This window comes from Flavobacterium saccharophilum (assembly GCF_900142735.1).
Lineage (GTDB): Bacteria > Bacteroidota > Bacteroidia > Flavobacteriales > Flavobacteriaceae > Flavobacterium > Flavobacterium saccharophilum.
Genome location: NZ_FRBY01000001.1, coordinates 1 through 14,162, shown reverse-complemented (window position 1 = coordinate 14,162; position 14,162 = coordinate 1). Strand labels below are relative to the sequence as shown.

General features: G+C 33.7%; 14 protein-coding genes. 11 read left to right on the top strand and 3 right to left on the bottom strand.

Annotated elements, in window-relative coordinates; all coding sequences use genetic code 11:
• Positions 1-132: 132 nt before the first annotated feature.
• Positions 133-1,473: an FAD-dependent oxidoreductase gene (locus BUA98_RS00070; RefSeq protein WP_072969654.1), complete on the top strand. Its 1,341-nt coding sequence runs from the start codon at positions 133-135 to the stop codon at positions 1,471-1,473.
• Positions 1,474-1,560: 87 nt separating this feature from the next.
• On the opposite strand, the gene BUA98_RS00065 is transcribed toward BUA98_RS00070, so the two are convergent.
• Positions 1,561-3,078, bottom strand: a complete 1,518-nt coding sequence (locus BUA98_RS00065) for a helicase HerA-like domain-containing protein (protein WP_072969653.1) — start codon at positions 3,076-3,078, stop codon at positions 1,561-1,563.
• A 380-nt stretch (positions 3,079-3,458) separates the two neighbouring features.
• Here BUA98_RS00065 and BUA98_RS00060 point away from each other — a divergent pair, with 380 nt between their 5' ends.
• The 8 genes from BUA98_RS00060 to BUA98_RS00025 all read left to right on the top strand — a co-directional run bounded on the left by BUA98_RS00060 (position 3,459) and on the right by BUA98_RS00025 (position 9,946).
• A complete protein-coding gene (locus tag BUA98_RS00060) occupies positions 3,459-4,283 on the top strand; it encodes a MotA/TolQ/ExbB proton channel family protein (RefSeq protein WP_072969652.1) in 825 nt (274 codons plus the stop codon).
• A 50-nt stretch (positions 4,284-4,333) separates the two neighbouring features.
• Positions 4,334-4,960: an ExbD/TolR family protein gene (locus BUA98_RS00055; RefSeq protein WP_072969651.1), complete on the top strand. Its 627-nt coding sequence runs from the start codon at positions 4,334-4,336 to the stop codon at positions 4,958-4,960.
• 19 nt (positions 4,961-4,979) lie between these two features.
• Positions 4,980-5,537 (top strand): ExbD/TolR family protein, encoded by a 558-nt coding sequence (locus BUA98_RS00050; RefSeq protein ID WP_072969650.1) that lies wholly within the window; start codon positions 4,980-4,982, stop codon positions 5,535-5,537.
• Positions 5,538-5,574: 37 nt separating this feature from the next.
• Complete coding sequence (locus BUA98_RS00045) at positions 5,575-6,372, top strand: energy transducer TonB (RefSeq protein WP_072969649.1); 798 nt, start codon at positions 5,575-5,577, stop codon at positions 6,370-6,372.
• Positions 6,372-6,602 carry a hypothetical protein gene (locus BUA98_RS22505; RefSeq protein WP_026983456.1) on the top strand — a complete coding sequence of 77 codons (231 nt, stop codon included), beginning with the start codon at positions 6,372-6,374 and terminating at the stop codon, positions 6,600-6,602. The genes BUA98_RS00045 and BUA98_RS22505 overlap by 1 nt, the downstream gene beginning before the upstream one ends.
• Before the next feature lie 2 nt (positions 6,603-6,604).
• Positions 6,605-7,528 carry a PstS family phosphate ABC transporter substrate-binding protein gene (locus tag BUA98_RS00035; RefSeq protein WP_072969648.1) on the top strand — a complete coding sequence of 308 codons (924 nt, stop codon included), beginning with the start codon at positions 6,605-6,607 and terminating at the stop codon, positions 7,526-7,528.
• Positions 7,529-7,544: 16 nt separating this feature from the next.
• Entirely contained in the window at positions 7,545-9,212 is a 1,668-nt protein-coding gene (locus BUA98_RS00030; protein ID WP_072969647.1) for a tetratricopeptide repeat protein, read from the top strand.
• Between the two features lie 101 nt (positions 9,213-9,313).
• Positions 9,314-9,946, top strand: coding sequence for a 7-carboxy-7-deazaguanine synthase QueE (locus BUA98_RS00025; protein WP_072969646.1), 633 nt, complete (start codon positions 9,314-9,316; stop codon positions 9,944-9,946).
• Positions 9,947-10,027: 81 nt separating this feature from the next.
• Here BUA98_RS00025 and BUA98_RS00020 read toward each other — a convergent pair whose 3' ends face one another.
• Both BUA98_RS00020 and BUA98_RS00015 read right to left on the bottom strand, forming a co-directional pair.
• Positions 10,028-10,573: a YfiT family bacillithiol transferase gene (locus BUA98_RS00020; protein ID WP_072969645.1), complete on the bottom strand. Its 546-nt coding sequence runs from the start codon at positions 10,571-10,573 to the stop codon at positions 10,028-10,030.
• An 18-nt stretch (positions 10,574-10,591) separates the two neighbouring features.
• Positions 10,592-11,299: a class I SAM-dependent methyltransferase gene (locus tag BUA98_RS00015; protein WP_072969644.1), complete on the bottom strand. Its 708-nt coding sequence runs from the start codon at positions 11,297-11,299 to the stop codon at positions 10,592-10,594.
• Between the two features lie 74 nt (positions 11,300-11,373).
• On the opposite strand from BUA98_RS00015, the gene BUA98_RS00010 reads away from it, so the two are divergent.
• Both BUA98_RS00010 and BUA98_RS00005 read left to right on the top strand, forming a co-directional pair.
• Positions 11,374-11,868: a YkgJ family cysteine cluster protein gene (locus BUA98_RS00010; protein ID WP_072969643.1), complete on the top strand. Its 495-nt coding sequence runs from the start codon at positions 11,374-11,376 to the stop codon at positions 11,866-11,868.
• Positions 11,869-11,987: 119 nt separating this feature from the next.
• Positions 11,988-13,223, top strand: a complete 1,236-nt coding sequence (locus tag BUA98_RS00005) for an ABC transporter permease (RefSeq protein ID WP_072969642.1) — start codon at positions 11,988-11,990, stop codon at positions 13,221-13,223.
• Positions 13,224-14,162 lie beyond the last annotated feature (939 nt).

Sequence of the window (14,162 nt, the reverse complement as noted above, 5' to 3'; positions counted from 1 at the left end):
GGAATATAGCGGATAGCCCGACCCGCTTTTTTCTGCGGGTCATGCCCATATAAATCATAAATATTTCCTTTATTTTTAAGCTCTTGTAGAATTATTACTTATTTTTACGATCTTATATTTAGATTTTTCTTGATGCAAACTTCACTAAAAATTGCTGTTGTAGGTTCTGGATTAGTAGGATCGTTATTGGCAATTTATCTTAAAAAAGCAGGCCACACCGTTCATGTTTATGATCGTAGTCCTGATATTCGCAAAATTAATTTTTCGGGTCGTTCTATTAATCTGGCTATGTCAAATCGTGGCTGGCGGGCGCTTGATGGCGTTGGCGTTGGCGATGCGGTTCGTGAAATCGCGATTCCGATGGACAAACGTGCGATTCATTTGGTCGACAAACTCAATTTTCAGAATTACGGACAGGAAGGTGAATCGATTTATTCTATTTCAAGGGGAACTTTGAACCGAAAAATGATTGACCTTGCGGAACAAGCCGGAGCGGAGTTTTTGTTTGACCAAAAAATCTGGGATGTGACGCTGAGTGATGCAACTTTGCATATTGGCGAAACTGAAAGAGGGGAGTGGGAAGAGAAAAAATACGATATGGTTTTTGGAGCCGATGGTGCTTTTTCGAGAATTCGTCACAGAATGCAACGCCAGAGCATGTTTAATTATTCGCAGGAATTTTTGAATATGGGCTACAAAGAATTAAATATTCCGGCCAATGCCGATGCTACTCATAAATTAGATAAAAATTCGTTTCATATTTGGCCTCGCGGTAAATACATGTTGATTGCCCTTCCTAATTTAGATGGAAGTTTTACATGTACTTTATTTATGCCTTTTGAGGGCGAAAATTCGTTTGAATCGCTTACAGATCGTAAAATGGTTGAAGATTTCTTTGAGAAAAACTTCCCGGATTCGATTGAAGTGATTCCGAAGCTAGCAGAAGATTTCTTTAAGAATCCAACTAGTACTTTGGTAACGATGAAATGTTTTCCTTGGACGTATGAAGATAAAATTGCTTTAATTGGAGATGCCTGTCACGCGATTGTACCATTTTATGGGCAAGGAATGAATGCCGGTTTTGAAGATATTACGGTTTTAAACGAAATGATCGAAAAATACGGAAACGACTGGAAAAAGATTTTTTCTGAATATCAAATTTCACGTAAACCGAATGCTGACGCCATTGCAGAGCTTTCGTATCGTAATTTCATGGAAATGAGTACGAAAACTGCCGATGAGAAATTCTTATTACAAAAGAAAATCGAAAAAGCATTTTCAGATAAATATCCGGATAAATGGATTCCGCTTTATAGTCGTGTAACTTTTAGTGATCGCCCATACGCCGAAGCTTTGGCAATTGGAGATTTTCAAAACGGAATTATGGAAGAAGTTTTAAAATTAGATAATATTGAAAATATTTGGAACACCCCAGAAGTAGAAAAAAAGATTCTGGAGTTGCTGAAGAAATAATTTTCAATGTCAATTACAATATCAAAAATCAATTAAGAATTGAGATTGATATTGTAATTGATTTTTGATATTGCTATTGATTATTTTTTACTTCTTGAAGATTTTTGTCAATACGCCAAAAACACCTCTTATAAAGGTTGCACTTGTAACGACTTTCAAAACCGATTTCCCAACAACACTTGCCGTGCTTGGTTCAGATTTTGAAGATTTTGTTGGTGCCTGTTCTTCTTGTTCTGCTGCCGCTTGTGTGGCTTCTTCGATTTTTTTGTTTAGTAATTCGTAAGCACTTTCTCTGTCAAGTTCCTCGTTGTATTTTTTAACCAGTTTCGATTTGTTGTTTATTTCTTCAATTTCATCTGAAGTTAAAATATCCATTCTGCTTTCTGGCGCGCGCATCATGGTGGCAACAAGCGGAGTAGGAACACCTTTTTCGTTCAAAGCTGTAACTAATGCTTCTCCGATTCCTAAACTGGTAAGCAATTCTTCCGTTTTATAATAGGTAGAAGTAGGGTAGTTATCGGCTGTTTTTTTAATGGCCTGGCGATCGTTTGCTGTAAAAGCACGTAAGGCATGCTGAATTTTTAAACCTAACTGCGCTAAAACACCGCTCGGTACATCCATTGGGTTTTGCGTTACAAAATAAACACCAATACCTTTAGAACGAATCAGTTTTACAATGGTTTCAATTTGTTCTAATAATACTTTACTGGCTTCGTTGAAGATTAAGTGAGCTTCGTCAATAAAGATCACTAATTCTGGTTGTTCAGGATCTCCTTTTTCAGGCATTTTTTGGTAGATTTCAGCCAGTAAACTCAACATAAAAGTCGAGAATAACTTAGGTTTATCCTGAATATCCGTCAAGCGGATGATGTTTACGTAGCCTTTTCCATTTTCGTCTATACGCATCAAATCATCGATTTCAAAAGATAATTCTCCAAAAAACAAATCAGCCCCCTGTTGTTCCAACTCGATAATCTTTCTTAAAATCGTTCCGGTTGTAGCCGTTGAGATTTTACCATAACTCTCCGCAATTTCGTCTTTACCTTCTTCTGTAATATAATTGATAACTTTTTTAATGTCTTTTAAATCTAGTAAAGGCATTTGGTTGTCATCGCAATATTTAAAGATTACAGCAACCACCCCCGCCTGAGTATCATTAAGATCCAAAATTCTTGAAAATAATACTGGGCCAAATTCAGAAATCGTTGCGCGCAAGCGGACTCCATCTTGTTTTGATAATGACATTAACTCAACAGGAAATGAAGCTATATTATAAGGTAGGTTTATTTTGGTATGCCGTTCTGTTATAAAACCTTCTTCTTTTCCTTCTTTTGCTATACCACTAAAATCACCTTTTATATCCATCATCAAAACAGGAATTCCGGCATTTGATAATTGCTCAGAAAAAACCTGAATCGTTTTGGTTTTCCCGGTTCCGGTTGCGCCGGCAATTAGTCCGTGGCGGTTTAAGGTTTTAAGAGGGATTTTTACATGAGCCTCTGCAATTGCTTCTCCATCCAGCATAGCGCCTCCCAATATGATACTGTCACCTTTAGAAAGATAGCCCGTGTTTATATCTTGAATGAAATTATCTTTTTTATTCATGTTTTTATTTGTAATTTAGATGATTATAAGAGTATTGCTTTGTTTTTTAACAATTTCACATTATTTTTTTTAGTAGGAAAAAGCTTTTTCAGATTAAAAATACAATAAAAAAAAATTTCGCAACTTTTTAAGAAGATATCAACGGAATCTTTGAATATTTACTAAAACGTTGTAATTTTCCCATAAATCGTTCTGTTTTTTGTTTTATCACAAAAACAGGTTGGGCAATTTAATGAGATATTTTTTAAATTGACGTTAAATTTCCTTCAATAAAATTAAAAAAAGTTTTTTTATTTAAACTAAACGTATAAATTTGCTCCTCTACAAGTTAAATATAACTAAAAAATAAAAATTATTTAAAACTATTAAAATTAAAAAAAATGGCAAACGTTAAAGTTAAAAAAGAAAGCACTTCAAATGGAGGAGGAATGATCACTGGAATCATTATTGTAGCGTGTATTTTAGTTGGGGTGTTTATTTGGAAAGTAATCATGGGAGATTCTGCGAACTTTGAAGGTGGGAATCCAGAAACAGGTCATCCGATCAATACATTAGGACAAGTATATAAAGGAGGATTTATTGTACCAGTATTATTAGGTATGTTTTTAATGGTTGTTGTTTTTTCAATTGAAAGATTTATCGTTATCGGAAAAGCTGCTGGAAAAGCAAACTTAGATACATTTATGAAAAATGTACAAGCTAGTATCAAAGAAGGAAACATCGAGGCTGCTATTGCTTCATGTGACAAACAACAAGGTTCAGTTGCAAATGCAATTAAATCGGCTTTGATTAAATATCAAGATGTTAAAAAAGAAGGTTTCAACAGTGAAGAAGCTTCAGAAGTAATCCACAAAGAAATCGAAGAGGCAACTTCATTAGAAATGCCAATGTTAGAAAAAAATATGACTATTATCTCTACTTTAGTATCATTAGGAACTTTAGGAGGATTATTAGGAACTGTATCAGGTATGATTAAAGCGTTTGGTGCGTTAGCTTCTGCTGGAACTCCAGACCAGGCTGCTCTTGCAACAGGTATTTCTGAGGCACTTATCAACACTGCAACAGGTATCTCTACTTCTATCTTAGCTATTGTTTCTTACAACTTCTTTACTGCTAAGATTGATGATTTAACTTACTCTATCGATGAGGCTGGTACTACAATCGTGAATACTTACAGAAGATTCAGAGGAAGTTTGAAACAATAATTAATTTTTGATTATAATAATTAATTATATCAAAATAAAAATAAAAGAGAATGGCTAAAATAAAAATGAAAAAAAAGTCAACATCGACAGATATGACTGCCATGTGTGATGTTGCGTTCCTTTTGCTTACGTTCTTTATTTTGACCGCTACTGCTAAGGTGCCTGAAGCACTTCCTGTAGATATGCCTGCTTCTGTTGCTGAATTTAAATTGCCTGATACTGATTTGGCAATTATTACAGTAGGAAAAGGTGCTGACGGGAAAAGCAAAGTGTTTTTTGACCTAAAAGGAAGAGAGATTCGTAAAAGAACTCTTGAAGGAATGGGAGCAAAATTCGGCGTAGCTTTTACAGAAGATGATAAAACTAAATTTGCATTAATGGATGACTTCGGTGTACCTGTTGCAAATTTAAAACAAATCATTGCTATGAAAGCAGCTGACAGAGTGAAAGCAGATCAACCTGGAATTCCAATCGATTCTTTAGATAATCAATTAAAAGAATGGCTTTTAGTTTCAAGAAGAGCTTCTATTGATATTGACGATAAAGAATTGCAGATTGCAATTAAAGGAGATGCTAAAGAACAATATCCGCAAATCAAAAAGATTATGGATATTTTACAAGATCAGAAAATCAATTCCTTTAACTTAGTTACGGGTACGAGAGGAAAAGACTTTTAATTAAAAAAGATACACTAAAATGGCTGAATTAAATACCGGCGACGGTGGTGGCGGAAAAGGTGGCAAAGTAAGAAGTAAAAAGCAGAATTCTAAAGTCGATTTAACGGCAATGGTGGATTTGGCATTCTTATTGATCACATTCTTTATGTTAACCACATCGTTGTCAAAACCTCAATCGATGGATTTGTCTTTGCCAAATAAGGATGATGATACGACGAAAACAGTAGATACTAAAGTAGATGAAAATCGTACAATGACTGTAATCTTAGGGGAAAATAATAAATTGACCTATTATATGGGATTATTGGCTTCACCTATTGCGGGACCTAAAGATCTTCCATATGGCAAAGATGGGATTCGTAGAGAATTGCTTAAACGAAAAAAATCAGTTTTAGAATATTCTGCTGGTTTAGGGAAACCTAAAAATGGAATCATAGTTATTATCAAACCAACTAAAAAATCGAATTATCGTAATTTAGTGGATATCTTGGATGAAATGGCTATTACTGGAGTAGAAACTTATGCAATTGTTCCTGAGTTTACGCCAGAGGAAAATAAATTGATAGATAAAAAATAAGAGTTATCTTGTTTTAACATCCTAATAATCAAGAAAAATGAAATTAGATATTATAAAAAATCAGTGGCTTGATATCGTATTCGAAGGACGTAATAAGATATATGGTGCATATGAGTTAAGAAAATCGAACGGCAAAACTACGGTTAAGGCACTTATTATAGGTTCGATTATTTTTAGCTTTGCTGTAGCGGCTCCTCTTATTGCTAGTTTTTTACCAGACTCTGGTGAAGAAGAAGTAGATAACAATGTTAAGATCGCTACAGTAAAACTACCTCCTAAAAAAGAGGAAGTAAAGCCTAATCAACCGCCACCACCACCACCACCACCAAAAGTGGATCAGGTGAAGTTTACAAAACCAGTGGTTGCTAAGGCAGAAGAGGTTACAGAAGATCCTCCAAAAATTGAGGAACTTAAAGACAAGAAAGTTGGTGCTGAAACTATTAAAGGAGATCCAGATGCAGTTTTAACTGTTGATGAGCCAGTAGGTACTGGAACTGCTGCAGTAGTAGAAGAAGATAACCAAGTATATAACACAGCTGGTATCGAAGTAAAACCAGATTTCCCTGGAGGGATTGAGAAATTCTACAAATTCGTAGGAAACAATTACAAGACTCCGGAAGAAGAAGGTTTAAAAGGTAAAGTTTACGTTACGTTTGTAGTTGAAAAAGACGGTTCATTAACCGACATTAAAGTTCTAAGGGATATCGGTTACGGTACAGGAGCAGAAGCAATTCGTGTTCTTAAAAAATGTCCAAAATGGACTCCTGGTGAGCAAAATGGTAAAAAAGTTAGAGTACTTTACTCGCTTCCTATTACTATTCAATCTGCAGAATAATGTTAAAAGATATGCTTAATAATATTCAGAAGAAATCGCTCAAAGAGCGATTTCTTCTTGTTTTAGGAATACTGTTTTTTTTAATATATCTTGTGCTGGGTTTAATGATTATGTTCTGGAAGAAATTGCCATTAGATATGGAACCTAAATACAGATATGCTTTTGGTGGTTTGTTGATCGTTTATTCAGCAATCCGTTTTCTAAGATTAATTAATTCAAACGCAGAGTAAATATGTTAAAATATAGTAGAGTTTTCGGTTTGGTAGTTTTTGTTTTTTTGTTTGCCATGTGCAACCAAAAAAGCAAGAACGAATCAGATAAGGAAACAATTCTAAAAGGTTCTATTGATATTACGGTAGATGAAACGGTTAAGCCAATTGTGGATGATCAGGTTGCTGTTTTTGAAGGAACTTACTATGATGCAAAAATTACAGTTAAGCCAAAATCTGAAGCAGAGGTTATAAACGATTTATTAAATCAAAAGACTGAAGTTGTTGTTACCACCAGAAATTTGACTAAGGAAGAATTGCAAAGATTTGAAAAAAGTAAGATCAAGCCAAGGGTTACACCATTTGCAACTGATGCAATTGCTTTAATTTCGAACAAGAGCAATAATGATACATTAATTGCGTTGAAAACTGTACTGGATTTAATGCAAGGCAAACCGGATGGAAAAATTAAGGGGCTTGTTTTTGATAACCCAAATTCAAGCACAGTTCGCTTCATGAAAGAACTTGCAAAAGTAAAAGAGATTCCGACTAGTGGTGTTTTTTCTTTTAAAACCAATGAGGAAGTGATTAAGTTTGTTTCGGAGAATGATGGAATGATTGGAATAGTTGGTGTTAATTGGTTGTCTCAGCCTTCGCCAAATATGATTGAAACAATTAAAAAAATCAACATATTAAGCGTAAAAGGCTTAAAGGGTGATAAGTATTATGATCCAAGTCAAACTGACATTGCATTAAAAGAATATCCTTTGGCACGCGATTTGTTTATAATAAATTGTCAGGGTTATTCTGGATTAGGAATGGGATTTGCTTCATTCATTGCAGGTGACATTGGTCAAAGAATTGTATTAAAGTCTGGATTAATGCCTGTCAAAACTCCAACAAGAAAGCTTAAAATTAGAAGTCAGATTATAAACGATAAAGAATAAATTAATTACAATAAAGATGAATAAATTTAAAATTTTTAGTCTTGCCTTAGTTGCTTCAGCTTCTGTTGCAAAAGCGCAAGATATAAACCAGGCCAAAAAGGCAATTGATGCTGAACAATTTGAGAAAGCTAAATCTTTGCTGAAATCAATTATTAAAGCTAAACCTTCTGATGGAGAAGCTAACTTTGTTTTGGGTAATGTTTACCTTAATCAGGCTATTGTTGATTCTGCTAAAATTTATTATTTAAATGGAATAGAAGCGGCAGACCACAAAAACTTAAATTATATTGGTTTAGGTCAATTAGATCTTGATGCGAAAAATGCAGCGTCGGCTCAGGCAAATTTTGGTTTAGCGACAAAAGATATGAAGCGTAAAGATGTAAATGAATTTATTTACATTGGTAGAGCTTATATGAATTCTACAAATCCTGATTATACAAATGCAATTGCAAGTTTAAAGAAAGCTTTATTAATTGAGCCTCAAAACGCAACTGCACTTTTAGCAATTGGGGATGCTTATTATGGAGCAAACAATCAAAATGATGCTTACAAAGCTTACCGCGATGCGTTTACTGCTGATCCAACGCTTTTAAGAGCAAAAATGCAATTAGGTGTTTTATTAAAAGGGGCTAAATCTTACGACGAAGCAATTAAATCTTTCAATGAAGTTATTGCTCTTGATGCTAATTACGGACCAGTTTACAGAGAGCTTGCTGAAACTTATTACAAATGGGCAAGAAACAAGCCTTCTACAAGACAGGTGAATTATCAAAAAGCAATTCAAAACTACGAGAAATACTTGAGTTTAACGGATTACTCTATGAACTCAAGAATGCGACATGCTGATTTCCTGATCTTAGTTGAAGATTATAAAGCTCTTGAAAAAGAAGCTAACAAAATGATTGAGTTGGATAAAGTTAATCCTAGAATTTATAGATACTTAGGATACTCTGCTTACGAAAATGGTAATTATGATATTGCTATTAAATCATTGGAGGACTACATGAAAGTTCCTTCTAACAAAGTTATCGCAAAAGATAATTTATACTTAGGATTTGCTAAAATTAAAAAAGGAACTGATGCTGCTGGTGTAGTTGATCCTGCTGCTTTTGATGCTGGTTTGGCTGAAATCAAAAAAGCTGTTGCAGTAGAGCCGTTAGCTGTAGAAGATCTTGGAGATTTTGGAAAAGAATTGTTTGGTAAAAAACAATACAACCAAGCTGCTGCGATTTATGAATTGAGTACTAGCAATACAGAGCAAAAAAATTATCTAAATGATAATGTATACTATGGTATTTCTCTTTACTATGCAAATGCAAATAAAGAAAAAACTGCGATGGATGCTGCTGCTTTAGCTAAGGCTGATGCTGCTTTTGACAGAGTGTTGGTTGCTTCTCCTACTTATGATGAGGCTTACTTATACAAAGGTAGAATCAACAACTTATTGGAGAAAGATGATTTAATTATCAAAAACTACCAAGAGTATATCAATAAAACAACTGCAAAAGGTGCTGAAGAATTAGCAAAACCTGCAACAGTTAAAAAAATTGTAGAATCGTACAATTCAATCGGTGCTGCTTATGCTAACACTGACAAAGCAAAAGCTATTGAGAATTTCAATAAAAGTTTAGTTTTAGATCCAACTAACGCTTATGCTACTCAATCTGTGAAAGCTTTAAAATAAGAAAATTTATTTGACTAAATATAAAACCGATAGTTCCTTTGAACTGTCGGTTTTTTTTGTTCCGTATTTAATTGACTATCTTTGCACTTTAAAATAAAACAATGTTATCAAAAGAAATACAATTAGAAGTTAATAAAGGAGCGATGTTGCCTTTGATGGAAGAGTTTTATACTATTCAGGGAGAAGGTTTTCATACTGGTACAGCTGCATATTTTATTAGAATTGGAGGTTGCGATGTAGGTTGTCACTGGTGCGATGTGAAGGAAAGTTGGAATGCAGAATTGCATCCGCCGACAAGTGTTGATTTAATTGTAAAGAATGCTTCAAGTTATGCAGATACAGTTGTAATTACTGGTGGAGAGCCTTTAACATGGGACATGACTTTGTTGACACAGCAGTTAAAAGATAAAAATTTAAAAGTTCATATAGAAACCTCAGGTGCTTATCCGCTGTCAGGAACCTGGGATTGGATTTGTCTTTCGCCTAAAAAGAATAAATTACCTACTCAAACCGTATATGATAATGCGCATGAGTTAAAAGTAATCATTTATAATAAGCATGATTTTATCTTTGCAGAAGAGCAGGCAGAATTGGTAAACGATAATGCAATTTTATTCCTTCAGCCGGAATGGAGTAAAAAAGAAGAAATGACGCCGCTAATTGTTGATTATGTAATGAACAATCCAAAATGGAGAGTTTCGCTTCAGACTCATAAATATCTTAATATTCCTTAAATAGAAACAAAAAATCTCTTCAATTGAAGAGATTTTTTGTTTAGTTAGTGTTTACAATGGGTAAAAAAGAAACATATTTGTTTATTCCCAGTTTCTATATTTTTTTAAACTAGTAATATGCGCCAAATGATGATTTCCATGCCAGGCATAAGTTCCGATAATTTGTTTAATTCGATACTCAGAATTATTTTCCGGATGGATAAATGATTTTTTTAAATCAGTTTCTGATAAATTTTTCATTATAAAACCTAAACGGTAATGTAGTCCCTCCAGTAAATTTAGTGTAGGCCGAATAGGCATTTTTAAATTATCGGGTAATTCAGACCATAAAGTTTCATCATAAGCTTTTATCACAGGATTATTTTCCGTCAAAGCCCATTTAATTCGAATGAAACAATTCATGTGGCTTTCGGCACAGTGATGAATTACTTGACGCACTGTCCATCCTCCCGGACGATAAGGTGTGTCTAATTGTTCGTCACTCAAATGGAGCGTTTCTTTTTTGAGCCTTTCAGAAAATGATTCGATTTCAGCAATTCTATCTGAAATATATTCTGACGTAAAAGCTTCTGGTACTTCAAATTTTCCAATAGGAAATTTTAATTTCTGTAAATCTAATTCTTCCATGGTACTATAATAATGTATTTATATCGAAAGTCTGGCTAAATAATCGTAATGCTCGCCTTCTAAAATAAGTTCGCATTTTAGTCCATTCGCAATAGCAGCGTTTTGCAATGTATTATAATCAAGATACAACCAATCAAAAGGTTCTTCTTTTTCTCCTTTGTATGAAATATTAAATACTAATTCACCGTAATAATCATTATTAGACGGAATCCATTTGCCGCCGTCTTCATCTTCATCAAACATATAGATAATATCAGAGCTGTCTAATAAAATTTGACCTTCAGGATTCAAAAGTGATTTTAGCTTAGATAAATATTTATTGCAATTATCTAATTTTCCAAAAATTCCAACTCCATTCATTAATAAAATAATGGTGTCAAATTTTTCTCCTTCAAAATCTAATATATTCTGAACTTTTGCATTTTTAACACCACGAAGTTTGCAGGTTGCTATTGCTTTTTCAGAAATATCAATTGAAGTTACATCTAAATTTCGATCATTTTGTAATGACAAACTGTGACTTCCCGCGCCGCACCCAACATCTAATGTTTTTCCAGTGGCCAATTGCAATGCTTTTTGTTCCAGTTTAGGCATTTCGTTATAAGAACGGAATAAATAATCAACGCTCATTTCGTCCTCTTCAGAAATTGTCGTTTCTGTAATGATATCTTCAGGCGAATTATTGGTTTGAAAGTCGAACATCGCCTTCCCAAATAGATCTTTCATCGTATTTTAGTTCAAAGTTTAAGGTTTCAAGTTCAAAGTTGTTTAATTTTGCAGATCAACTTTAAATTTTAAACTTGAAACAAATTTTAAATAACTTAAATAAGTTAGCCAAAGATAAGCATATCGAAAACAAAAAGTATTTTGATAAGCTGAAAAAGAAGCAGCCGAAGAATTTAGATTACGTCATGCAGGATTTGCATGATGCCGAATTTAAAAAAATGGATTGCCTGCAATGTGCCAATTGTTGTAAAACAACCGGGCCGTTGTTTACTTTGGCCGATATTGAAAGAATTTCAAAATCTTTCAGACAAAAGCCACAGCAGTTTATTGATCAGTATCTTCGCATTGATGAGGACAAAGATTATGTTCTCAAAAGTGTCCCTTGTACTTTTTTGGATAGTGAAAACTATTGTATGATTTACGATGTGCGTCCAAAAGCCTGCAGGGAATTTCCGCACACAGATCGTAAAAAGTTTCATCAGATTGCAGATCTTACTTTGAAAAATGTTGCCATTTGTCCGGCAGCATATAATATAGTAGAAGAAATGAAAAAGAAATTACCACTTTAGAACTTAAATGTTTTGTAATTGTTTTTCGGAACAATTCTTTTTTGCTTTTTAAAATGTATTTTTGAATACAGACATAAGGCTGAATAAAAGACTAAATCATTAATCAGACAATATAGCAATTGAATCTAGAATATTTTATAGCAAAAAGACTTATCACTGCCAAAGATTATAAAAGCAGTATTTCAGCACCAATTATAAAAATTGCCATTTCGGCTATTGCCATCGGTATTATTATGATGCTGGTTTCGGTAGCAACCGGAATTGGTTTACAGCAAAAAATACGCGACAAAGTTTCAGCTTTCAATGGTCAGGTTATTATTTCGAACTATGATAATAATAATTCTGAAGTAACTTTGGTTCCAATTTCTAAAAAACAAGATTTTTATCCCAATTTCAAATCTGTTCCCGAAGTGAAACATATTCAGGCAATAGCAAGTAAAGCCGGAATCATTCGAACAGAAAATGCTTTCGAAGGAATTATTTTCAAAGGAGTTGGTGCCGATTACGATTGGAATAATATAAAAGAGTATTTAGTAGAGGGTAGATTGCCTGATTTTACGAAAGAACTAAATGAAGAGGTTATAATTTCAAGATTTCTTGCTGATCGTCTCAATTTAAAAGTAGGAGATCAATTCAATACTTTTTTTATAAAAGAAGAACAAGGCAAGATGCCAAATAGCCGCCGATTTAAAATTACTGGGATTTTTAATTCAGGTTTTCAAAATTTCGATGCAACATATATTATAGGAGATATTCGTCATATCCAAAGAATAAATAAATGGGCTCCAGACCAGGTCGGTGCTTTTGAGGTTTTTGTGAAAGACTTTACCAAAATTAAAGAAACAGGAGATGAAGTTTACGATCAAACTTCATCAACGCTAGATACAAAAACAATAATCGAAAAATACAGTTACATTTTTGACTGGCTTCAGCTTTTCGATTTCAATATAATAGTTATTCTTGCTGTTATGATATTAGTAGCTACAATTAATATGGTCGTGGCATTGTTGGTTCTTATTTTAGAGCGAACTCAAATGATTGGAATTCTAAAAGCACTTGGAGCAAATAACTGGACAGTTCGTAAAATATTTTTGTACAATGCATTTTATCTTATTATAAGAGGGCTCTTCTGGGGTAACTTAATAGGTATTTCGTTATTGCTCATTCAGCAGCAGTTTGGAGTTATCCATTTAAACCCCGAAAACTATTATGTCAACGTAGCGCCTGTGTATATAAACTGGGGTTATATAATACTTCTGAATTTACTAACAGTCACGGTTTGTTTCCTGGTATTATTAATTCCTTCCTATATCATAACGAGAATCTCTCCGGTAAAAGCCATTCGGTTTGATTAATATTTAAAACATAACGATTCCAAGCCCGACAAGTTCTTAGAACCTGTTGGGCTTGTTTTTTGTCTGTGTTTAAATGAGTATCATTTTCTACTATAATATATAAGAAGGATTTTAGAGAGGATTGTTGTTTTAATAAGGAGCTATTTCCCGCTATCCGCTACAATCTTTTGTGCCGAACCCCGGCACAAAAGGATTTCCGCTACTATCGGGGCTAGGGGAGTTGTTTTCAAAAGAAGTATTACTTCTATATAGTAGTAAGAAGAAAATAGAAAAAAGAGACTTTGTGCCTTGGTGTCTTCGTGGCAAAGCCAAAAAAGAGGGTAGAAGGTATGTTGTAAAGTTCTCAGAAAAGAATCGGTTGTCTTGTGAAGTCCATAAAAATGGCGTATTCTGAAACAAAAGAAATGAGACAAATACAAACACTACGGAATATTCTTATAAATGGTAAAAAAGGTAAAAAGCTAAGTTTTGTGTTATCAGACTGTTAAGAAAAAGTTTTAAAAAAGATCAAAAATAGTTGGATTAAAAGCTTGCAGAACTCAATAAAGGTGGTACTTTTGCACCCGCAACAGCGATAGACGTTCACTGAAATACTGACAAGCCAACGAATTTAAACTGAAAAAATATTTTCAAAAAAAGATTCAAAAAAGCTTGTGAGATTTGAAAACGGATGTTACATTTGCACCCCGCAAAACAAGGAAAGTTCATTGATAGATTGGTAAATAAGAAGAAGAAATTGAAACGAAAATTTTTCAAAAAAAAACTTCAAAAAACATTTGCCAGTTAGAAATAAGTTTTCTACTTTTGCAGCCGCTTTGAGAAATAAGCAAAACAAGATTGAAACACACGTTCGTAGACATATTGAATTGACAGCCGCTTTAACAGAGATGTTAGAGCAAAAGAATAAAGAGTAAGATAATCGAGAGATTAAGAAATGAA

What these genes read in the sequence shown, in the direction of transcription:
- BUA98_RS00035 (WP_072969648.1), top strand. Translation starts at nt 6,605, where the DNA reads ATGTTAAAATATAGTAGAGTTTTCGGTTTGGTAGTTTTTGTTTTTTTG.
- BUA98_RS00065 (WP_072969653.1), bottom strand. Translation starts at nt 3,078, where the DNA reads ATGAATAAAAAAGATAATTTCATTCAAGATATAAACACGGGCTATCTT.
- BUA98_RS00045 (WP_072969649.1), top strand. Translation starts at nt 5,575, where the DNA reads ATGAAATTAGATATTATAAAAAATCAGTGGCTTGATATCGTATTCGAA.
- BUA98_RS00025 (WP_072969646.1), top strand. Translation starts at nt 9,314, where the DNA reads ATGTTATCAAAAGAAATACAATTAGAAGTTAATAAAGGAGCGATGTTG.
- BUA98_RS00020 (WP_072969645.1), bottom strand. Translation starts at nt 10,573, where the DNA reads ATGGAAGAATTAGATTTACAGAAATTAAAATTTCCTATTGGAAAATTT.
- BUA98_RS00015 (WP_072969644.1), bottom strand. Translation starts at nt 11,299, where the DNA reads ATGAAAGATCTATTTGGGAAGGCGATGTTCGACTTTCAAACCAATAAT.
- BUA98_RS00050 (WP_072969650.1), top strand. Translation starts at nt 4,980, where the DNA reads ATGGCTGAATTAAATACCGGCGACGGTGGTGGCGGAAAAGGTGGCAAA.
- BUA98_RS00055 (WP_072969651.1), top strand. Translation starts at nt 4,334, where the DNA reads ATGGCTAAAATAAAAATGAAAAAAAAGTCAACATCGACAGATATGACT.
- BUA98_RS00060 (WP_072969652.1), top strand. Translation starts at nt 3,459, where the DNA reads ATGGCAAACGTTAAAGTTAAAAAAGAAAGCACTTCAAATGGAGGAGGA.
- BUA98_RS22505 (WP_026983456.1), top strand. Translation starts at nt 6,372, where the DNA reads ATGTTAAAAGATATGCTTAATAATATTCAGAAGAAATCGCTCAAAGAG.
- BUA98_RS00070 (WP_072969654.1), top strand. Translation starts at nt 133, where the DNA reads ATGCAAACTTCACTAAAAATTGCTGTTGTAGGTTCTGGATTAGTAGGA.
- BUA98_RS00030 (WP_072969647.1), top strand. Translation starts at nt 7,545, where the DNA reads ATGAATAAATTTAAAATTTTTAGTCTTGCCTTAGTTGCTTCAGCTTCT.